Consider the following 18,949-nt stretch of genomic DNA (forward strand, 5'->3'; position numbering starts at 1 on the left):
GGCCCCCGGCGCCGCGCCGGCCGCCAGCCCAGCGGCCCCGATTACCGTCCGTGACGGAACCGGGGCCGATGGAGACGTCACCGCGGCTTCAGCTTCAGGGCCGCCGAGTTGATGCAATAGCGCAGGCCGGTCGGCCCCGGGCCGTCGGGAAAGACATGGCCGAGATGGCCGGAGCATTTCGAGCACAGCACCTCGGTGCGGACCATGCCGTGGGTATGGTCGGTCTCCTCGTCGATGTGGCTCTCCGTCGCCGGCTGGGTGAAGCTCGGCCAGCCGCAGCCGGAGTCGAATTTGGCGTCGGACTCGAACAGGGTCTGGCCGCAGCCGGCGCACACATAGGTCCCGGCGCGATGCTCATGCTCGTATTCGCCCGAGAACGGGCGCTCGGTCGCCTTCTCGCGCAGCACGGCGTACTGCATCGGCGTCAGCTCCTCGCGCCATTCCGCCTCGCTCTTGATGACCTTGTCGCTCGTCTTGGTGTCGCTCATCCCGTTGTCCTCCGGGCGGACCGAACTGGTCCGCTCCCTGTCATTGCGCTGATCGGCCTCGGTCGCGGCCGCAGGTCGTCGCCTCAGTTCGTTACCCAGTTAGTTCGTCGCCTCAGTTCGTTGCCTTGGCCTCGCCGACCAGCGTCGGCTTCTCGACATAGTTCTCCGCGAAGATCTTCTTCAGATTCTCGATCTTCGGCAGGTCGTTATAGGCAATATAGGGCTGGCTCGGGTGCAGCGTCAGGTAGTCCTGATGATAGGCCTCGGCCGGATAGAACGCGTCGAGCTTGCCGATCTTGGTGACGATCGGCTTGCCGAACACCTTGGCCTTGTCGAGCTGGGCGACATAGGCCTCCGCGACCTTCCTCTGCGCCTCCGAGGTGGTGAAGATCGCCGAGCGATATTGCGGTCCCGAGTCCGGGCCCTGTCGGTTCAACTGGGTCGGATCGTGCACGACCGAAAAGAAGATCTGCAGAATCTTGCCATAGGAGATCTTCTTCGGGTCGTACTTGATCTGGACCGATTCCGCGTGGCCCGTCGTGCCGCTCGAGACCGTGCGGTAGTCGGCCGTGGCCTTGGTGCCGCCGGCATAGCCGGACACGGCGCTGACCACGCCGGCCGTGTGCTGGTAGACGCCCTGGACGCCCCAGAAGCAGCCGCCGGCGACGACAGCGGTTTCCAGCGCGTCTGAGGCCGGCTGATCCTGGGCCGGCGGCGGGATCACAACGGCCTGCTCGGCGGCGTGCAGCGGCTGCCAGGCCAGGACGCCGGCCGCCATCGCACCGAGCACGGCTGTCTTGACGAAAAGGGAGCGGGTGAGGCGCATCTTCGGATCCTCGTGAGGGGTGGCTTATCTCGTCTCGCCGGCCGGAAACACTGGCCCGGTCCGGCCTCTGCTGCAAGATACGTCGGTGCCCGGCCGGCGTTACGGGGGACGTGACACGACTGCGTGAACAGGCGGGTGGCGCGAGGCATAAGCAATCGCCCAATGGGTGCCGGGACGACGCTGGAGTTGTGGCGAGACCGTTCCAGGCATGACGATGTGTTCTCGCGGCCCGAATTGCCCGAGGGATGCCGGTTCATTGGCCCTCCGAAAGCGGAGGGCGCAGGGAAGGCCGGACCTCGACTGAGGCCCGTGGCCCGCCTGCGGAAAAAATGCAGGCGGCAGGTACCACAGGTTCAGCCGGACAGATCCGGCCCTCCCTGCGCGATGGTTTTAACGCTTATACGTGCTCTCCCCGGGGACCGGCTGTCTTGCCCCCGTCGCCGGCGGATCATCACCGCCAGCTTGGCCTCAGCGTCGGGAGGCCAGGACCACACGCTTTCGCCGTCCGCGCCATGCCGTTCGTCCGCAGGCGCTTCGCCCGCTGCAACATGTCGCATCCATCGCATTTCGCTGCCAACGTCCGTGACGATCGCGATACGTCCCCTGCCGTGCAACGAAACGCAGGCATCATAAGCCTGATTTGGGCACGGCGCGAAATGATTTATGTTTTTCAGAAGACATTGACAGCTTTTGTCGTCGCCGGCCGATTTGCCCGACGGGCCGAACGGCGCTGCCGCATGCGAGGAAGGTGCAGTGATTCATGCATGGGTGGGCAGCTACGAGATTCACCATAGTCGATATCGTCGACGGCGCGACGCGCGACGTCCAACCCGCCAGGTCACGATCCCATCACGCTTCGCCGATCCTCGAACCATGATGTCATTCCATTGTCGCGGTCGTGATGCCGGCGCGGCGGGACGCCGCGAATATTTCCTCCATCCGATGGTCAATACAGAGGCGGTCGCGCCTCGACCGGCAGGGCCCTGACCAGGGCATCGATCAATCGAGTGCGCGTTCTCCGCCCCTTGAGAACCTGGAGAACAATCATGACAATGTGGAAATCGAAGGCGGCAGCCGTGCTGCTGTCGATGGCGACTGCCGCGCCTGCATCGGCGCAGGGTTGGTTCTACGGCGAGCAGGAGCCGGGGGCGTTTCAGGCGATGTATCCCGATCGCGACGTGCTCAACGGCGGCGCACTGACGCCGGCGGGACGAATGGGCCTGGTGCGCGCCTCCGGCGCGGTGCTCGTGTTTCCCCCGCCGGCTCATCTCCGCCCGTATGATCGGCTGCCGCAGCGGCGATGACGCGTCGCCCGGAAGGCGCCCCTATGATCTGCTGCCCGGACAGCGGCTGCCGCGCTACGTCTGAGCGATGGGCGCGATCACGAACGGCCGTCGGCTCGCGCGGTCGTGATTGGGATGCCGCTTTCGCCTGCCTACATCATCGCCTGCGCGAACTGGTGCGCAACAGGGAAGACCAATTATGATCGCATTCAGGAGCCTGGCGGCAGCTCTGCTGATGTCGACGCTGGCGGCCACCGCGGCATCGGCCCAATTCTCCGAGCCGGCGGCCTATGCGGCCATGCATCCCGAACGCGACGTGCTCAATGGCGGCGCGCTGACGCCGGCGGCGCAGGCGGAACTGGCCCGCCGTGGCACGTCGGCCTTTCCGAATGCAAATGCAGCGATGCCTCCGGCCGATCGCGTGGGGCCGCATCGACGTCATCGGCGCTGAGCGCGTCGCCTCAGTTGGCGTGCTCCTCGCGCTCGTGGATGACGCTGGCGCGGCCGACGATGAGATCGTCGACCTGGCCGATGCGTGAGACGTCCTTGCCCGCATAGGGCAGCGAATGCAGCACGCAGCGCATCGCGTTCAGCCGCGCCCGCTTCTTGTCGTCGGACTTGATCACGGTCCACGGGCAGTCGGCGGTGTCGGTGGAGAAGAACATCGCCTCCTTGGCGCGGGTGTAGTCGTCCCATTTGTCGAGCGAGGCGGTGTCGATCGGCGACAGCTTCCATTGCTTCAGCGGATGCGCCTCGCGCTCCTTGAAGCGGCGGCGCTGCTCCTCGCGGCTGACCGAGAACCAGAACTTGATCAGGTGCATGCCGCTGCGCACGAGGTTGCGTTCGAACTCCGGCACCTGGCGCAGGAACTCGTCATATTCGGCCTGCGAGCAGAAGCCCATCACGCGCTCGACGCCGGCGCGGTTGTACCAGGAGCGGTCGAACAGCACGATCTCGCCGGCGGTCGGCAGGTGCTCGACATAGCGCTGGAAGTACCATTGGCCGCGCTCGACGTCGCTCGGCTTGTCCAGCGCCACGACGCGGGCGCCGCGCGGATTGAGATGCTCCATGAAGCGCTTGATGGTGCCGCCCTTGCCGGCGGCATCGCGGCCCTCGAACAGCAGCACCAGGCGTTGCCGCGCATCCTTCATCCAGTTTTGCAGCTTCAGCAGTTCGGTCTGCAGGATGAATTTCTGCTCCTCGTAGTCCTTGCGATACATCCGGTATTTGTAGGGGTAGCCGCCCTGGCGCCAATTGTCGGCGAGCTCGTCGGAGGTGTGGCGCCTGTCGCGCTTGGTTTGTTTGCCTTCGATCAGCGCCTTCATCAGCTTGGCATCGTCGGGTGCTGCGCCGTCCAGCATGGCCCTGATCGGTGCGCTGTCGGCGTCGAGTGCCGGCGGTCCGTTCAGCACGGTCTCGAACGCCGATAGCCCGGTGATCTGCGCAGCCTGCATCTGTTCGTCGACCAGCGACTGGGCGATCGGATCGAGCCCCGCAGCTGATTGCCGGCGCGGGGCGTGCACGGTGGCGGCTGCGCGCTTCATGCGTTGACCATTGGAGGCCTTGGCTTTCGTGGTCCTGGACTTTGCCATGCGATTCCGCTGCCTGCTGTTGGTTTAACAGAGATGTGAATCGATTTTTATCCGCCAAGGACCCTGCGTCAGGTTGACGTGGATCAACCGGCCGCAGGTGGGTACCAGCGAGGCGAGCGAAATCGTCTCGCGCGGTAAAGCCGGCGTTACACCACGATCGACAGCCGCTTCGCGGCCCGTGTGATTCCGGTGTAGAGCCAGCGGGCGCGACTCTCCTGGAAGGCAAAGCTCTCGTCGAACAGCACGACGTCGTCCCATTGCGAGCCCTGCGACTTGTGCACGGTCAGCACGTAGCCGTAGTCGAACTCGTCGTAAGGCTTGCGCTGCTCCCACGGGATGTCCTCGATGCCGCCGCCGAAGCATTCGCCGCGCACCGAGACTTTCGTCACCTTGCGTCCGAGATCCTCGTCGGGCGCGACCCGCATCGTCACGATCTTGGATTTCGAGGTCGCGCGCGACTTCACCCGCCATAGCCCGCCATTGAACAGGCCCTTCTTGCGGTTGTTGCGCAGGCAGACCAGCTTGTCGCCGGCAACGGGGAGGGCGTCCTCGATGTCGAGGCGCTGTCGAAAGCGGTTGTTGTAGGCGCGGCGGGTGGCGTTGCGGCCGACCAGCACCTGGTCGGCCTCCATCACGCGCGACGGATCGAGCTCGCGGCGCTCCACCACCTCGCTCTCGCCGTAGCGGCCGATGTCGAGCGTGTTGCCTTCGCGCACGTCCATCGACATCCGCACGATCGGATCGTCCTTGGCCTGGCGATGCACCTCGGTGAGCATCACGTCGGGCTCGCTCTCGGTGAAGAAGCCGCCGCCCTTGACCGGCGGCAGCTGCGCGGGATCGCCGAGCACCAGCAACGGGCAGTCGAAGGACAGGAGATCACGGCCAAGATCGGCGTCGACCATCGAGCATTCGTCGATGATGATCAGCTTGGCCTTGGACGCCGGCGCGTCGTCCCACAATTCGAAGTTCGGCTGCTCCTCGCCGCTCTCCTGCGCGCGATAGATCAGCGAGTGGATGGTGGAGGCATTGTCGCAGCCCTTGCTGCGCATCACGAGCGCCGCCTTGCCGGTGAAGGCCGCGAACTTGACCTCGCCGTCGACGTCTTCGGCGATGTGGCGGGCCAGCGTGGTCTTGCCGGTTCCGGCATAGCCGAACAGCCGGAACACCTGCGGCGTGCCGTTCTTGCCTGGCTTGGCTTTCAGCCAGTCGCCGACGGCCTTGAGGGCGGAATCCTGATGCGGGGAGAAGGTGGTCATGGCTCAACGAAATGGAGCCGCGCGGCGACTCGGGGACATTCCGTGAACCTAAGGGCTGACGGGGAGAGATCAAGCGCTCGATGTGAATGGGTCCACGCCTCCCCCGCTTGCGGGGGAGGTCGCATCGCATCGGAAGATGCGATGCGGGTGGGGGAACGCTCCGGCGGGACTGCCCGTGTGGCGCCCCCCACCCCTAGCCCTCCCCCGCAAGCGGGGGAGGGGGCACAGCGTGCCTGCGGCGATCGCTCGTTCCCCTCCAGAGGAAGCCTACTGCCAGCCCGGGACGCCGCGCATGTCCGGCAGGTGATGCGCGATGCCCTTGTGGCAGTCGATGCAGGTCTTCTCGCCGGTGAAGAGGAAGCGCTGGTGGGCTTCGACGGCGCGCGGCGACTGCTTGGTGATGTCCATCGACTGCGCGCTGTGGCAGTTGCGGCATTCGAGCGAGTCGTTCGCCTTGAAGCGCGCCCATTCGTGCAACGCCAGTTCCAGCCTTCGGTCGGTGAACTTCTCGCGGGTGTCGATCGAGCCGAACAGATGGCCCCAGACCTCCTTGGAGGCCTGCATCTTGCGCGCGATCTTGTCGGTCCAGTTGTGCGGCACATGGCAGTCCGGGCAGCTGGCGCGCACACCGGAGCGGTTGGAGAAGTGGACGGTCGTCTTCAGCTCGGCGAACACGTTGTCGCGCATCTCGTGACAGCCGGTACAGAACTTCTCGGTGTTGGTGATCTCCAGCGCGGTGTTGAAGCCGCCCCAGAAGATGACGCCGGCGAGGAAGCCGGCGAGCACCAGCACGCCGAGCCCGAACACGGAGCTCGGCTTCAGCAGCACGTCGATGAGGTCGAGAATGAACTGCCAGGCGCGGCCGGCAAGGCCGAGCCGCTTTTCGGGGACGGGCGCTTTGGCGCCCTCCGGGATGTCGGCGCTGCTCATCGCTTGCCCCCCGGCCTGTCGTGCGCCAGCAGCGTGTCGATGTCGACGAAGTCGTTGCTGACCGGCGGATTGGCGACGCTCTGCGGCACGTGGCACTGGGTGCAGAAGTAGCGCCGCGGCGACACCGACGCCAGGAACTGGCCGTCGCGATCCATGAAATGGGTGATCGACAGCATCGGCGCCTTCGACTCCGCCGTGCGCGCCCGGGCGTGGCAGGACAGGCATTTGTTGCCCTGCATGTCGACCTGATAGCCGTCGATGGCATGCGGAATCACCGGTGGCTGCTCCGGATAGTTGCGCACCTCCTTCTCGGCGGTGTTCTTCATCGGCTGCATCGGCGGCGCAGGACCCTCGTCGTTGAGCGGCGCAGGACCGCGCAGCGAGGACGAGACGCTCTGGGCGAGCAGGGCGCTCGATCCGGCCGCAACGCTGGCCGCGATCAGCATGACAGCGATTTTTCTCATCATGATGGTCACACCCGCTCGATGCGCACGGCGCATTTCTTGTAGTCGGTCTGCAGCGAGATCGGATCGGTGGCGTCGAGCGTCACCTTGTTGATCAGCTTCGACTCGTCGAACCACGGCACGAAGACGAGGCCGCGCGGCGGCTTGTCGCGGCCGCGGGTCTCGACGCGGGCGCGGATGAAGCCGCGGCGCGAGGCGACCTTGACCTCGTCACCGCGCCTCAAGTTCGCGGCCTCGGCATCGTCCGGATGCATGAAGCAGACGGCTTCGGGGAACGCCTTGTAGAGCTCGGGCACGCGGCGCGTCATCGTGCCGGAATGCCAATGCTCGACCACGCGTCCCGTCGACAGCCAGAACGGATAGTCCTTGTCGGGCGATTCCGCCGGCGGCTCGTAGGGCAAAGCGAAGATGCGCGCCTTGCCGTCGGGGAAGCCGTAGAACTGCACGCCGGTGCCGGCCTTGACGTAAGGATCAGAGCCCTCGCGAAACCGCCAGCGCGTCTCCTTGCCGTCGACCACCGGCCAGCGCAGGCCGCGCTCCCGGTGATAGGCCTCGAACGGCGCCAGGTCATGGCCATGGCCGCGGCCGAACGAGGCGTATTCCTCGAACAGGCCCTTGTGGACGTAGAAGCCGAACGCCTTGGACTCGTCGTTGGCATAGCCCGGCTCGATCTGGTCGAGCGGAAACTTGTCGACCTGGCCGTTCCTGTAGAGCACGTCGAACAGCGTCTTGCCGCGCACGTCGGGCTTCTTGGCGATCAGCTCCTCGGGCCAGACCTCCTCGATCTTGAAGCGCTTGGAGAACTCCATCAACTGCCAGAGATCCGAGCGTGCCTCGCCCGGTGCCGACACGAGCTGGTGCCAGAACTGGGTGCGGCGCTCGGCATTGCCATAGGCGCCTTCCTTTTCCACCCACATTGCCGTCGGCAAAATGAGATCGGCGGCGAGCGCGGTGACCGACGGATAGGCGTCGGAGACGACGATGAAATTGTCCGGATTGCGGAAGCCCGGATAGGTCTCTTCGTTCGCGTTGGGGCCGGCCTGCAGGTTGTTGTTGACCTGCACCCAATAGGCGTTCAGCAGGCCGTCCTTCAGCATCCGGCTCTGCAGCACGGCGTGATAGCCCGGCTTGTCGGGGATCGTGCCTTCCGGCAACTGCCAGATGTGCTCGGCCTTGGTTCGGTGCTCCTTGTTGGTGACGACCATGTCGGCGGGCAGGCGGTGCGAGAAGGTGCCGACCTCGCGCGCGGTGCCGCAGGCCGAGGGCTGGCCGGTCAGCGAGAACGGGCTGTTGCCGGGCTCTGCGATCTTCCCGGTCAGGAGATGGATGTTGTAGACGAGGTTGTTGCACCAGACACCGCGGGTGTGCTGGTTGAAGCCCATGGTCCAGAACGAGACCACCTTGGTCTTCGGATCGGCATAGAGCTCGGCCAGCGCCTCGAGCCGATTCAGCGGCACGCCGGACATCTCGGCGGCCTTCTCCAGCGTATAGTCGGAGACGAACTTGGCATACTCGTCGAACGAGATGTCGGTGGCGTCGTTGGCCTTGGCTGCGCCGGTGGCCTTCTTCTGCAGCGGATGCTCCGGGCGCAGGCCGTAGCCGATGTCGGTCTGGCCCTTCTTGAACACCGTATGCGCCTGGACGAACTCCTTGTTGACGCGGCCGGTCTTGATGATGTGGTTGGCGATCGCGTTGAGGAGATAGAGATCGGTCTGCGGCTTGAACACCATGCCGATGTCGGCGAGGTCGAACGAGCGATGCTCGAAGGTCGAGAGCACAGCGACCTTGACATGCGGCGCCGACAGGCGCCGGTCGGTGACGCGGCTCCACAGGATCGGATGCATCTCCGCCATGTTGGAGCCCCACAGCACGAACGCATCCGTCGCCTCGATGTCGTCATAGCAGCCGGCCGGCTCGTCGATGCCGAAGGTGCGCATCATGCCGGCGACGGCCGAGGCCATGCAGTGCCGCGCATTCGGATCGATGTTGTTGGAGCGGAAGCCGGCCTTGAACAGCTTTGACGCAGCGTAGCCTTCCCAGATCGTCCACTGTCCCGAGCCGAACATGCCGACGCCGGAGGGACCGCGCTTCTTCAGCGCGTCTTTGTACTTCGCGGCCATGACGTCGAACGCTTCGTCCCAGGAGACGGGGGTGAACTCGCCGTTCTTGTCGTACTTGCCGTTCGTCTTGCGCAGCATCGGATGCGTCAGGCGGTCATGGCCGTACATGATCTTCGAGAGGAAGTAGCCCTTGACGCAGTTGAGGCCGCGATTGACCTCGGCCTTGATGTCGCCATGCGTGGCGACGACGCGGTTGTCCTTGGTCGCGACCATCACGCTGCAGCCGGTGCCGCAGAAGCGGCAGGCGGCCTTGTCCCATTTCAGCTCGCTGGCTTCGCGCTCGGTGACGAGGTTCGCCGCAAGCGAGCTGCCGGGCATGCCGGCGGCGGCCGCGGCAATCGCGGCGGCTTCCAGCTTCAGCATCTGGCGACGATCGATCTTCATGTCGGTCATTGGTGTCTCGTGTGATTAGCCGGCGTCGATGGCGTGGAAGACGAGGCAGGCGGAGTGCACGTGCGGCAGCAGGCCGATCCGGTTCATGGTGGCGCCGAGCGCGCCGGCATCGGGCGCATCGACGACGACGATCAGCTTGCCGCGTGCGTCGCGGCCGTGAATCTCGCAGCCGGACAGCGCGAGGATGTCGGCTTCGACGCGGTCGAGCTGCTCGGGCCGGGTCTGCACGATGATGCTGGCGATCTCGCCCTTGGCCGGTGCGACGACGGGATCGGCGGTGAGGACTCGGCCGGTGATCAGAGCACGGCGGTCGAGGGAGGTGCGGTGTGAGAGCATGGCGGGGTCCTTCCGATCAGTGCGCCGCGGGCGGCCCGGGTGGCCCGGCCATCATCTGGTAAACCCAGACCGTGAGCCCGTAGGAGCCGACGGTGGCGACCGCGAGCGCGGGCATCAGCACAGCGGTGAGAAACAGGAAGGCAACAATTTCCATGCGTCTGCGACGCGCACGCGCGTTCGCATCGCCGCCAACGAGCGACATGAGAGAATTCTCTGCTAGGGGAGGTTCAGTTCAGGAGGGATTGCGGCATCCGGGCCGCGCCTGATCTTATGTTTAAGAAGGCTCCGGAAACCGGCGTTGACCTGGATCAAGCGGGCGGAACCCCGCGCACACCGGCGCACCGCCAGAGCGGAGTCGCGCCGGTCCCCACTGAGCTCTTGGTTGACGGGCTGTGAAGACGCGTGATCGCAGCTTTGCTTGCGAGAAATTCTCGCTGCTCTGCGCCGCGGTCTCGATACGAACATCCCCTCCGGCCGTAAGCCGATAGGACCCGCATCGCTATTTTTCCGGGACGCTCGACACGCGTTGCGCCTGCCACCATCATTCCGTGCATCGCATCAATGCGGATGCAGTCTTGGTCGGAGAGGGCAATGAAGCGTCGTGATTTTCTGAAATTGTCGTTGGCATCGGCTGCGGTGATGGCCTCAGCGGCGCCGCTGCGCGCCGAGGACAAGCCGAAGGAGATCCGCATCGGCACCCAGAAGGGCGGCTTCTTCCCGGCGGTGAAGGCGCGCCGCACCATCGAGGATACGTTCAAGCCCGTCGGCATCGACATCGTCTGGGTCGACTTCCAGTTCGGCCCGCCGCTGCTGGAGGCCATCAATGTCGGCAGCGTCGATTTCGGCTATGTCGGCGACGCGCCGCCGATCTTCGCGCAGGCCGCCGGTGCCAAGATCCGCTACGCGGCGGCCGTCAAGCAGAACGGCAGCAGCCAGGCGATCATCGTGCCCAAGGACTCGCCGATCAAGTCGCTCGCCGATCTCAAAGGCAAGCGCGTCGCCTTCGGCAAGGGCTCGAGCGCGCACAATCTCCTGGTCGCCGCGCTGGAGAAGGCGGGCCTGTCCTGGACCGACATCACGCCGGCGCCGCTCGCGCCCGCCGATGCCACCGCCGCCTTCGTCAAAGGCTCGGTCGATGCCTGGTCGATCTGGGATCCGTATCTCGCGCTTGCCGAGCTCAAGGAGAATGCGCGCGTGATCGTGTGGGACAAGGATGTCCACAAGCCGAACTCATTCTACATCGTCGGCTCCGACTTCGTCGAAAAGTATCCGGCCGTCGTCGCCAGGCTGAACGCGGCTTTCGCCGCCGAAGGCGTGTGGGCCAACAGCCATCACGAGGAGGTCGCCAAGGCGCAGGCCGAGGCCACCGGCGTCGATCTTGAGGCGGTCAAGCGCTTCGTCGACCGCTCGGTCTATAGCGTCGCGCCGATCGACGACGAAGTGATCAAGAGCCAGCAGGCCGTCGCCGACCGCTTCGCCCGTGTCGGCCTCATTCCCAAAGCCGTCAACGTCGCCGACATCGTCTGGAAATGGACGCCGTCCACCTGACGGCTGTCCCGCCACTCAAATCCGAAAGAGAACGACATGAGCAACGCTTCGTCGAAGCCCAATGTGCTTTGGTTCCTGCCGACCCATGGCGACGGCCGCTATCTCGGCACCTCGCAAGGCGGCCGCGAGGTCAACTTCAACTATCTGCGCCAGGTGGCGCAGGCCGCCGATCAGCTCGGCTATTACGGCGTGCTGATCCCGACGGGACGCAGCTGCGAGGATTCCTGGATCGTGGCGTCGGCCGTGGCGCCATTCACCGAGAAGCTGCGGTATCTCGTCGCGGTGCGTCCGGGTCTGCAATCGCCGGCCGTGGCCGCGCGCATGACCGCGACGCTCGACCGCGTCACCAACGGTCGCCTGCTGGTCAACGTCGTCACCGGCGGCGATCCGGTCGAGAACAAGGGCGACGGCATCTTCCTGTCGCATGAGGAGCGCTACGAGGTCACCCGCGAGTTTCTCACCGTCTACAACGCGCTGCTCGAAGGCGAATCCGTCAACTTCGCCGGCAAGCACATCAAGGTCGAGGATGGCCGGCTGCTGTTCCCACCGGTGCAGTCGCCACGCCCGCCGCTGTTCTTTGGAGGCTCGTCGGATGCCGGCATCGACGTCGCCGTCGATACGGTCGAGAAGTATCTTACCTGGGGCGAGCCGCCGGCAGATGTCGCGGCGAAGATCGCCAATGTGAGAGCAGTCGCCGACAGCCGTGGCCGCAGGCTGTCGTTCGGCATCCGCCTGCATGTGATCGTGCGCGAGACCAACGCGGAGGCGTGGGTCGCCGCCGACGACCTCATCAAGCACGTCACCGACGACACCATCGCCTCGGCACAGAAGATTTTTGCGCGGATGGATTCGGTCGGCCAGCAGCGCATGTCGCAGCTGCACGGCGGCCGGCGCGACAAGCTCGAGATCAGCCCGAACCTGTGGGCCGGCGTGGGCCTCGTCCGCGGCGGCGCCGGCACCGCGCTGGTCGGCGATCCCGATACGGTCGCGGCGCGCATCCGCGAGTACCAGGAGCTCGGCATCGACACCTTCATCCTGTCCGGCTACCCGCATCTCGAAGAAGCCTACCGCTTCGCCGAGCTGGTGTTTCCCAAGCTTGGGCTGAACGTGTCCGAGCAGGCCGGCAACGTGACCAAACTGCGCACCAACACCGGCCCATTCGGTGAGACCATCGCCAACGAGCATCGTCCGTTGCAGAGAGCCTCGCAGTCATGAGCCTGATCGAAAGTCTTCCCAAGGTCCGCAAGCTCGTGGTGCCGCGCGCGGATGCGCTGATCCCCTGGCTGGTGCCGCTCGCGATCATCCTGATCTGGCAGGCGGCCTCGGTCGCCGGCCTGGTGTCGCCGCGGGTACTGCCGGCGCCGACCGACGTCGCACGCGCCGGATGGAAGCTGCTGCTATCAGGCGAACTCGGCCGCAACATCTGGGTCAGCTTCTGGCGCGCCTCGATCGGCTTCTTGATCGGTGGCGGCATCGGCTTCGCCTTCGGGCTCGCCAATGGCCTGTCGCAGCTGTCGGCGAAGCTGACGGACACCACGCTGCAGATGGTGCGCAACGTGCCACATCTGGCGCTGATCCCGCTGGTCATCCTGTGGTTCGGCATCGACGAGAGCGCAAAACTGTTCCTGGTGGCCCTCGGCGTGTTCTTCCCCGTCTACCTCAACACGCTGCACGGGATTCGCACCGTCGATCCGCAACTCATTGAAATGGGCCGCGTCTACGGCATGACCGACGGCGAACTGTTTCGCCGCGTGATCTTCCCCGGTGCGTTGCCGTCGATCTTCGTCGGTCTGCGCTTCGCGCTCGGCATCATGTGGCTCACCTTGATTGTCGCCGAGACGATCGCGGCTTCTTCGGGCCTCGGCTACATGGCGATGCAGGCGCGCGAGTTCATGCAGATCGACGTCGTCGTGCTTTCCATCCTGATCTACGCCCTGCTGGGCAAGGTCGCCGACAGCGCTTCGCGGGTGCTGGAACGGATGACGCTGTCCTGGCATCCGGCCTTCAGCAAACATTGAGGTTCGTAAATGCAGCAAGCGCTCCGAATTCCCGTGTCCGGCGTCGAGGCGATCGACGGCACTGACGTGATCGGGCATGCCGAGGCCTTCCGCCACGCGAGGAAGGCCGGCGTGACCCCGGCCAAACCCGCGACGCGCGGCCTGCCGCTGGTGATCCGCGACCTTCGCAAGGCGTTCGGCGACAACGAGGTGCTGCGCGGCATCGATCTCGAGATTCCGGGCGGTCAGTTCGTGGCGATCGTCGGTCAGAGTGGCTGCGGCAAGAGCACGCTGCTCCGCCTGATCGCAGGTCTGGACAAGCCGACGTCGGGCAGCATCAGCTTCGGTGAAGCCGCGGCGCGGCCCGAGGACGTCCGCGTCATGTTCCAGGAACCGCGGCTGCTGCCGTGGGCGCGGGTGCTCGGCAATGTCGAGGTCGGCCTCGGCCGCGAGCGCAAGGCCGCCGGCGCCCATGAGCGCGCGCGGCAGGCGCTGGAGGAAGTGGGTCTCGCCGACAAGCGCGACCAATGGCCGGCGGTGCTGTCCGGCGGCCAGAAGCAGCGCGTCGCGCTGGCGCGCGCGCTCGTCAGCGGTCCGCGCCTGCTGGCGTTCGACGAGCCGCTCGGCGCCCTCGATGCGCTGACGCGGATCGCGATGCAGCGGCTGCTGGAGCGGGTCTGGGCCGATCAAACCTTCACCGCAATCCTGGTCACCCATGACGTGGCGGAAGCCGTGGCCCTGGCCGACCGGGTTCTGGTCATCGAGAATGGCCGGATCGCCGAGGATATCATGGTCGATCTGCCGCGCCCGCGCCAGCGTGGCTCTGCGGAGCTTGCGGCGCAGGAAGGCTCGATCCTGGGCCAGTTGCTTGGACCGGGCGCGGCGGGTTAGGAGAGAATATCGCAATGAACTCCATCGTCCGCCTCATGCCCGACGCCACCGCGCTTCAGCCCGATTTCCGCTCCGCGATGCGCCAGCTGGTCGGGGGCGTGAGCGTGATCACCGTCGGGCGCGGCGATGAGGTCACCGGCATGACGGTGAGTTCGCTGTCATCGCTCTCCATCGAGCCGGCGTCCGTGATCGTGAGCCTCAATCGGAACGCCTCGTCATGGCCGATCCTGCAGCGGGAGCGCGTTTTCGGCGCCAATCTGCTCGCCGCGGGCCAGATCGGCGTGGCCGAGCGGTTCTCGGGTAAAGGCGGTCTGAGAGGCGCCGAGCGGTTCGCCGGCGCGGAGTGGCGCAAGCACGTGACCGGCGTGCCGCTCCTGGTCGGGGCGCTCGCCGCGCTGGACTGCGAGGTCGAGGAGATCATCGAGCGGCACTCTCATGGCATCGTGATCGGCCGCGTGGTGCATGTCGAGGTGGCGCCGCAATCGGCAGCCCTGGCATATTGGCATGGCGGCTATGTGCACGTCGACCGCGACGAGGACGTGGCCCGGCTCGCCCCCCTCGGCGGCCCCGATCCGCAGGACGAGCCCTAGGCGGTGAGCGGCGGTTGGCCGCAGGGTGGCGTCCCGAAGCTGGACGCCGTAAAAGCACCGCGGCCTTGAAGCGGTGTTTGCGGCGGAGCTGATGAAACGGATCGGAACCTGGGCGCTCTATGTGATCGGCACGGCCGCGATCCTGTATCTCGCGCTCTATGCCTATGCCGTGCTGACGCAACGCGAGTTCACGCCCGGCGATCCCATTCACATCTTCCGCAATCCCGAGGCGCCGAACTATTCGTGAGGCTGTGCCCGGCGACGACGCGCCGGCGTATTCTCGCGAACCCACGGATCAGGGGACTGTTCACAGTCCTGTAGCTGCATCCAATCGTCGGTCAGAAACTGCACGCGGCAGCGGCGCCACACTTTGATGTGTCCGCCATCCGGCGACGTCTCGACATCGGATAGCGACAGGGTGGGCGGCCGCCAGCGATAGCTGCGTTCATTGTCCCAGCCGTCGCAGCCCTCCCTGCCACAGGCAACCGTTCGCGAGATCAGCTTGCCCTTGCCTGCGAAGCACCAGCTCCGGGCGCCCCATTCCTGACCCGACGACGGATTGACGAGCGGCGCGTGCGACGTCTGCTCCCAGCAGCCTGACAGCACGCCGCGCGTTGCGGCATCAGCCGGGGAAACGGCAAGCGGCGCGCCGAGGGCCAGCGCGCCGCCGAGAACGAACCGGATGGGCAGATTATACGGGGCTCGGCATGCGCGGCGTGTCGCCGGAGCCCGGCGGCGGGATCGGCACGCCGCCGTCGGCATATTCGTTGAGCTTGTTGCGCAACGTGCGGATCGAGATGCCCAAGATATTGGCCGCATGTGTCCGATTGCCCAGGCAGTGCTTCAGGGTCTCCAGGATCAGGTCACGTTCGACATCGGCGACCGTGCGGCCGACCAAGGCGCGCGTGACCTGTTCCGCCGCCATCGTAGCATGCGCTACGGCAGGTTGGGTCTTGCCGATGTCGAGGCGGGTGCCGTCGGGCGTGAGGATGGCATCCGGCCCGATCTCGTCGCCCTGCGCCATCAGCACCGCGCGATGCATCGTGTTCTCCAGCTCGCGCACGTTGCCCGGCCAGCGGTTGGTGGTGAGGATGCGCTTGGCCTCCGCCGAGATCGGCCGCAGCGGTACGGCATTGGCCTCGGAATATTTGCGCGCGAAATGCTGCGCCAGCTCGAGAATGTCGGCGGGGCGCTCGCGCAGGGGAGGGATCTTCAGATTCACGACGTTGAGCCGGAACAAGAGGTCCTCGCGGAACGTGCCCTCGCGCACGGCGTCGGCCAGGTTGCGGTTGGAGGTCGCGATGATGCGGATGTCGACGGGGACGGGGCGGGTGCCGCCGACGCGGTCGATCACGCGCTCCTGGATGGCGCGCAACAGCTTCGACTGCAGCCGCACGTCCATTTCCGAGATTTCGTCCAGCAGGAGCGTGCCGCCATTGGCCTCCTCGAACTTGCCGATGCGGCGGGCGACGGCCCCGGTGAAGGCGCCCTTCTCATGGCCGAACAGCTCGGACTCCAGGAGGTGCTCAGGGATTGCGGCGCAGTTGATCGAGATGAAGGGACGCTTGGCGCGGGCCGAGCGGGTGTGGACGTAGCGCGCCAGCACCTCCTTGCCGGTGCCGGACTCGCCGGTGATCATCACCGAGGCGTCGGAGCCGGCGATCTGCTGGGCGAGCTTGATCACCTTCGCCATCGCCTCGTCGCGATAGACGAGGTCGCGGCTGTCATTGGCGACGGCGGCGAGCACGGCGGCGATCAGCTCGGGATCCGGCGGCAGCGGAATGTATTCCTTGGCGCCGGCATGGATGGCGGCGACCGCGGCGCGGGCATCGCTGGTGATGCCGCAGGCGACGATCGGCACGTGGATGTGCTCCGCATCGAGCCGCATCACCAGGTCGCGGATGTCGAGCGCGACGTCGACGAGGAGCAGGTCGGCGCCCTTGCCGCCGCGCAGCACCCGCATCGCCTGCTCGTTGTCCTCGGCATGGGTGACGGTGGCGCCGTTCTCCATGGCGATCTTGGTGGCCGTCGTCAGCTGGCCCTTCAGCGTTCCGACGATGAGAAGCCGCATGTTGGTCTCCTATTCGGTCGTGCCGCTCTCGATCGGCACGCAGGTCATGTCTGTCAGTTGCGGTCGGACTTGATGATTTCGGTCATCGTCACGCCGAGCTTGTCTTCGACCAGAACCACCTCGCCGCGTGCCACGAGCCGGTTGTTGACGTAGATGTCGATCGCCTCGCCGACCTTGCGGTCGAGCTCGAGCACGGTGCCGGGCCCGAGCTTCAGGAGCTCGCCGACATCCATCTTGGAGCGGCCGAGCACGGCCGAGACCTGAACCGGGACGTCGAACACCGCCTCGAGGTCGGCCGCGATGCGCGCGGCATGCTCTTCTTCATTGTAGCCGACGTCCCCGCCCAGCGGAGGCGCGTCCGCCGCATTGAGGTCGGGAAGCGGGATCTCGTTGTCGCTCATGACTTAAACTCCCTCGGCCACCACAGCGGCCTAGTTCTTCTTGGACGCCATGTAGCGTCCGACCAGCTCGTTGATCTTGGCGTCGATCGCAGCGCGCTCCAGCACGACGCCGCCATCGGCCCATTCGATACGGCAGTCGCCGGTCGCGATCTCCGGCTCGGCGAGGATCACGAGGCGCCCCTCGAAGCCGCTCTGCTTGGCGAGCTTCTCGATCTTCTCGCGGGCGAGCTCGTACAGCGTCTCGTTGATGCGCAGCACGAGGTGCGGCGTGGCAACCAGATGCGCGAAGCAGTCGTGCACGAGTCCAATGATCTCGCCGAGCGGCTCCGCCTCGACCAGCGCCGCGCACAGCTTGCGGGCGACGGCGACCGCGACATCGACCGCCTCGGTTTCCATCCGCTGCTCGATGCCTTCGAAGCGGGCGGAGATGCCCTGCAATTGGATGTTGATCTGCTCCAGCGCCGAGGCGACGCGGCGGTCGGCCTCGACCTTGGCTTCGCGCTGCGCCGCCTCGTAGCCGTTGCGATAGGCGGCGGCTTCGGCGGCCGCGACCTTCTGTGCGATTTCGGCGGACGTGGCCGCACGCTCCCGCGTCGTCTTCTCCGGCGCGGCGAAGTCGGTATCGAACAGGAATTTCGCAGGCTGAGCCATCAATACACCAGTTCGTCGTCGGCGCGGTTCTTGCTGAGCATGATCTCTCCCTTGGCGGCGAGGTCCTTGGCGAGATTGACGAGCAGGGCCTGCGCCTCGTCGACGTCGCGCAACCGTACCGGCCCCATGGCGGCCATGTCGTCCTGCAGCATCTTGGCGGCGCGCGACGACATGTTGCCGAAGAAGAAGTTGCGGACCTCCTCGTTGGCGCTCTTGAGCGCCACGCCGAGCTTGTCCTTGTCGACATTGCGCAGCAGGGTCTGCGCCGAGGCGGAATCGAGCTTGATCAGGTCGTCGAAGGTGAACATCAGCGCCTTGATGCGCTCGGCCGATTCGCGGTTCTCTTCCTCGAGCGACGTGATGAAGCGGGTCTCGGTCTGGCGGTCGAAATTGTTGAAGATTTCGGCCATCACCTCGTGGGCGTCGCGGCGGCGGGTCTGCGACAGGTTCGACATGAACTCGACGCGCAGGGTCTGCTCGACGCGCTCGATGACCTCCTTCTGCACCGCTTCCATGCGCAGCATGCGGCCGATGACGTCGAGCGCCATGTCCTCGGGCAGGATCGCGAGCACGCGGGCAGCATGCTCCGGCTTCAGCTTGGACAGCACGACCGCGATGGTCTGCGGATATTCGTTCTTGAGGTAGTTGGCGAGCACCTCTTCCTGGACGTTGGAGAGCTTCTCCCACATGTTGCGGCCGGCGGGGCCGCGGATCTCGTCCATGATGCCGTTGACGCGTTCCGGCGGCAGGTATTGCTGCAGCAGGCGCTCGGTGGCGTCGAAATTGCCCATCAGCGCGCCGGAGGCCGACATGCGCGAGACGAATTCGAGCATCAGGTCCTCGACCACGTCGGCTTCGATGGTTCCCAGCGTCGACATCGCCAGCGACAGTTCGCGCACCTCGTCGTCATCGAGCTGCTGCCAGATCTTGCCGCCATACTGCTCGCCGAGCGCGAGCATCATCACGGCGGCGCGCCGCGGGCCGCTCAAGGGCTCGGTCTTCTCGCGCTGCGCCTGGCGGCTCGCCAAGGTCGCGATGACCGTGGAAATGTCGTTGTTGTTGGCGTTGGCGTTCTGGGTCTGCGGCAGCGACATGGCGTCTACGTTCTTTTC

General features: G+C 65.9%; 21 protein-coding genes. 8 read left to right on the forward strand and 13 right to left on the reverse strand.

The window, feature by feature from the left end; translation table 11 throughout:
• Positions 1-77: 77 nt before the first annotated feature.
• The gene (msrB, locus tag QW887_RS05730; RefSeq protein WP_315750087.1) at positions 78-488 is read right to left on the reverse strand and encodes a peptide-methionine (R)-S-oxide reductase MsrB; all 411 of its coding nucleotides are present in this window, start codon (positions 486-488) and stop codon (positions 78-80) included.
• Between the two features lie 112 nt (positions 489-600).
• Positions 601-1,314, reverse strand: coding sequence for a peptide-methionine (S)-S-oxide reductase MsrA (gene msrA / locus QW887_RS05735; protein ID WP_316166528.1), 714 nt, complete (start codon positions 1,312-1,314; stop codon positions 601-603).
• 1,046 nt (positions 1,315-2,360) lie between these two features.
• On the opposite strand from msrA, the gene QW887_RS05740 reads away from it, so the two are divergent.
• Together QW887_RS05740 and QW887_RS05745 are read left to right on the forward strand one after the other, a co-directional pair.
• On the forward strand, positions 2,361-2,618 hold the full coding sequence (locus QW887_RS05740) for a hypothetical protein (RefSeq protein ID WP_315750089.1): 258 nt from the start codon (positions 2,361-2,363) through the stop codon (positions 2,616-2,618).
• A gap of 178 nt (positions 2,619-2,796) precedes the next feature.
• Entirely contained in the window at positions 2,797-3,048 is a 252-nt protein-coding gene (locus tag QW887_RS05745; protein ID WP_315750090.1) for a hypothetical protein, read from the forward strand.
• 10 nt (positions 3,049-3,058) lie between these two features.
• Here the strand turns inward: QW887_RS05745 and ppk2 are convergent, their stop codons facing one another.
• The 7 genes from ppk2 to napE form a co-directional block, all read right to left on the reverse strand.
• Complete coding sequence (ppk2, locus tag QW887_RS05750; RefSeq protein ID WP_315750091.1) at positions 3,059-4,189, reverse strand: polyphosphate kinase 2; 1,131 nt, start codon at positions 4,187-4,189, stop codon at positions 3,059-3,061.
• 146 nt (positions 4,190-4,335) lie between these two features.
• The gene (locus QW887_RS05755) at positions 4,336-5,445 is read right to left on the reverse strand and encodes an ATP-dependent RecD-like DNA helicase (protein ID WP_315733892.1); all 1,110 of its coding nucleotides are present in this window, start codon (positions 5,443-5,445) and stop codon (positions 4,336-4,338) included.
• Positions 5,446-5,712: 267 nt separating this feature from the next.
• Positions 5,713-6,375, reverse strand: a complete 663-nt coding sequence (locus QW887_RS05760; protein WP_315714154.1) for a NapC/NirT family cytochrome c — start codon at positions 6,373-6,375, stop codon at positions 5,713-5,715.
• The gene (locus QW887_RS05765) at positions 6,372-6,842 is read right to left on the reverse strand and encodes a nitrate reductase cytochrome c-type subunit (protein WP_315714155.1); all 471 of its coding nucleotides are present in this window, start codon (positions 6,840-6,842) and stop codon (positions 6,372-6,374) included. The genes QW887_RS05760 and QW887_RS05765 overlap by 4 nt, the downstream gene beginning before the upstream one ends.
• A 5-nt stretch (positions 6,843-6,847) precedes the next feature.
• A complete protein-coding gene (napA, locus tag QW887_RS05770) occupies positions 6,848-9,352 on the reverse strand; it encodes a nitrate reductase catalytic subunit NapA (protein WP_315750092.1) in 2,505 nt (834 codons plus the stop codon).
• Positions 9,353-9,367: 15 nt separating this feature from the next.
• On the reverse strand, positions 9,368-9,688 hold the full coding sequence (locus QW887_RS05775) for a chaperone NapD (RefSeq protein ID WP_315750094.1): 321 nt from the start codon (positions 9,686-9,688) through the stop codon (positions 9,368-9,370).
• Positions 9,689-9,704: 16 nt separating this feature from the next.
• Positions 9,705-9,890, reverse strand: a complete 186-nt coding sequence (gene napE, locus QW887_RS05780) for a periplasmic nitrate reductase, NapE protein (protein ID WP_315714158.1) — start codon at positions 9,888-9,890, stop codon at positions 9,705-9,707.
• A gap of 389 nt (positions 9,891-10,279) precedes the next feature.
• Here napE and QW887_RS05785 point away from each other — a divergent pair, with 389 nt between their 5' ends.
• From QW887_RS05785 to QW887_RS05810, 6 genes are all read left to right on the forward strand, one after another.
• Positions 10,280-11,236, forward strand: coding sequence for an aliphatic sulfonate ABC transporter substrate-binding protein (locus QW887_RS05785; protein ID WP_316194258.1), 957 nt, complete (start codon positions 10,280-10,282; stop codon positions 11,234-11,236).
• A 36-nt stretch (positions 11,237-11,272) separates the two neighbouring features.
• Positions 11,273-12,451, forward strand: coding sequence for an FMNH2-dependent alkanesulfonate monooxygenase (ssuD, locus tag QW887_RS05790; RefSeq protein ID WP_315827660.1), 1,179 nt, complete (start codon positions 11,273-11,275; stop codon positions 12,449-12,451).
• Positions 12,448-13,254, forward strand: a complete 807-nt coding sequence (locus tag QW887_RS05795; protein WP_315714161.1) for an ABC transporter permease subunit — start codon at positions 12,448-12,450, stop codon at positions 13,252-13,254. The genes ssuD and QW887_RS05795 overlap by 4 nt, the downstream gene beginning before the upstream one ends.
• 9 nt (positions 13,255-13,263) lie before the next feature.
• Positions 13,264-14,124 (forward strand): ATP-binding cassette domain-containing protein, encoded by an 861-nt coding sequence (locus QW887_RS05800; protein WP_316188081.1) that lies wholly within the window; start codon positions 13,264-13,266, stop codon positions 14,122-14,124.
• Between the two features lie 14 nt (positions 14,125-14,138).
• The gene (locus tag QW887_RS05805) at positions 14,139-14,714 is read left to right on the forward strand and encodes a flavin reductase family protein (RefSeq protein ID WP_316172600.1); all 576 of its coding nucleotides are present in this window, start codon (positions 14,139-14,141) and stop codon (positions 14,712-14,714) included.
• 91 nt (positions 14,715-14,805) lie between these two features.
• A complete protein-coding gene (locus QW887_RS05810; RefSeq protein WP_315714164.1) occupies positions 14,806-14,961 on the forward strand; it encodes a hypothetical protein in 156 nt (51 codons plus the stop codon).
• Between the two features lie 444 nt (positions 14,962-15,405).
• On the opposite strand, the gene QW887_RS05815 is transcribed toward QW887_RS05810, so the two are convergent.
• Genes QW887_RS05815 through fliG form a run of 4 tightly spaced genes read right to left on the reverse strand, consistent with a single transcriptional unit; the run spans position 15,406 to position 18,931 of the window.
• Entirely contained in the window at positions 15,406-16,785 is a 1,380-nt protein-coding gene (locus QW887_RS05815; protein ID WP_316194259.1) for a sigma-54 dependent transcriptional regulator, read from the reverse strand.
• 53 nt (positions 16,786-16,838) lie between these two features.
• Positions 16,839-17,186, reverse strand: coding sequence for a flagellar motor switch protein FliN (gene fliN / locus QW887_RS05820; RefSeq protein WP_015669138.1), 348 nt, complete (start codon positions 17,184-17,186; stop codon positions 16,839-16,841).
• A gap of 30 nt (positions 17,187-17,216) precedes the next feature.
• A complete protein-coding gene (locus QW887_RS05825) occupies positions 17,217-17,837 on the reverse strand; it encodes a FliH/SctL family protein (RefSeq protein WP_315714166.1) in 621 nt (206 codons plus the stop codon).
• The gene (gene fliG / locus QW887_RS05830; RefSeq protein WP_315714167.1) at positions 17,837-18,931 is read right to left on the reverse strand and encodes a flagellar motor switch protein FliG; all 1,095 of its coding nucleotides are present in this window, start codon (positions 18,929-18,931) and stop codon (positions 17,837-17,839) included. Before fliG ends, QW887_RS05825 begins: the two co-directional genes overlap by 1 nt.
• Positions 18,932-18,949 lie beyond the last annotated feature (18 nt).

The sequence above is a fragment of the Bradyrhizobium sp. SZCCHNRI3052 genome (genome assembly GCF_032484895.1).
Lineage (GTDB): Bacteria > Pseudomonadota > Alphaproteobacteria > Rhizobiales > Xanthobacteraceae > Bradyrhizobium.

Excerpts from the sequence above, each read along its gene's own strand:
- msrB (WP_315750087.1), bottom strand. The coding sequence starts at position 488 with ATGAGCGACACCAAGACGAGCGACAAGGTCATCAAGAGCGAGGCGGAA.
- msrA (WP_316166528.1), bottom strand. The coding sequence starts at position 1,314 with ATGCGCCTCACCCGCTCCCTTTTCGTCAAGACAGCCGTGCTCGGTGCG.
- QW887_RS05740 (WP_315750089.1), top strand. The coding sequence starts at position 2,361 with ATGACAATGTGGAAATCGAAGGCGGCAGCCGTGCTGCTGTCGATGGCG.
- QW887_RS05745 (WP_315750090.1), top strand. The coding sequence starts at position 2,797 with ATGATCGCATTCAGGAGCCTGGCGGCAGCTCTGCTGATGTCGACGCTG.
- ppk2 (WP_315750091.1), bottom strand. The coding sequence starts at position 4,189 with ATGGCAAAGTCCAGGACCACGAAAGCCAAGGCCTCCAATGGTCAACGC.
- QW887_RS05755 (WP_315733892.1), bottom strand. The coding sequence starts at position 5,445 with ATGACCACCTTCTCCCCGCATCAGGATTCCGCCCTCAAGGCCGTCGGC.
- QW887_RS05760 (WP_315714154.1), bottom strand. The coding sequence starts at position 6,375 with ATGAGCAGCGCCGACATCCCGGAGGGCGCCAAAGCGCCCGTCCCCGAA.
- QW887_RS05765 (WP_315714155.1), bottom strand. The coding sequence starts at position 6,842 with ATGATGAGAAAAATCGCTGTCATGCTGATCGCGGCCAGCGTTGCGGCC.
- napA (WP_315750092.1), bottom strand. The coding sequence starts at position 9,352 with ATGACCGACATGAAGATCGATCGTCGCCAGATGCTGAAGCTGGAAGCC.
- QW887_RS05775 (WP_315750094.1), bottom strand. The coding sequence starts at position 9,688 with ATGCTCTCACACCGCACCTCCCTCGACCGCCGTGCTCTGATCACCGGC.
- napE (WP_315714158.1), bottom strand. The coding sequence starts at position 9,890 with ATGTCGCTCGTTGGCGGCGATGCGAACGCGCGTGCGCGTCGCAGACGC.
- QW887_RS05785 (WP_316194258.1), top strand. The coding sequence starts at position 10,280 with ATGAAGCGTCGTGATTTTCTGAAATTGTCGTTGGCATCGGCTGCGGTG.
- ssuD (WP_315827660.1), top strand. The coding sequence starts at position 11,273 with ATGAGCAACGCTTCGTCGAAGCCCAATGTGCTTTGGTTCCTGCCGACC.
- QW887_RS05795 (WP_315714161.1), top strand. The coding sequence starts at position 12,448 with ATGAGCCTGATCGAAAGTCTTCCCAAGGTCCGCAAGCTCGTGGTGCCG.
- QW887_RS05800 (WP_316188081.1), top strand. The coding sequence starts at position 13,264 with ATGCAGCAAGCGCTCCGAATTCCCGTGTCCGGCGTCGAGGCGATCGAC.
- QW887_RS05805 (WP_316172600.1), top strand. The coding sequence starts at position 14,139 with ATGAACTCCATCGTCCGCCTCATGCCCGACGCCACCGCGCTTCAGCCC.
- QW887_RS05810 (WP_315714164.1), top strand. The coding sequence starts at position 14,806 with ATGAAACGGATCGGAACCTGGGCGCTCTATGTGATCGGCACGGCCGCG.
- QW887_RS05815 (WP_316194259.1), bottom strand. The coding sequence starts at position 16,785 with ATGCGGCTTCTCATCGTCGGAACGCTGAAGGGCCAGCTGACGACGGCC.
- fliN (WP_015669138.1), bottom strand. The coding sequence starts at position 17,186 with ATGAGCGACAACGAGATCCCGCTTCCCGACCTCAATGCGGCGGACGCG.
- QW887_RS05825 (WP_315714166.1), bottom strand. The coding sequence starts at position 17,837 with ATGGCTCAGCCTGCGAAATTCCTGTTCGATACCGACTTCGCCGCGCCG.
- fliG (WP_315714167.1), bottom strand. The coding sequence starts at position 18,931 with ATGTCGCTGCCGCAGACCCAGAACGCCAACGCCAACAACAACGACATT.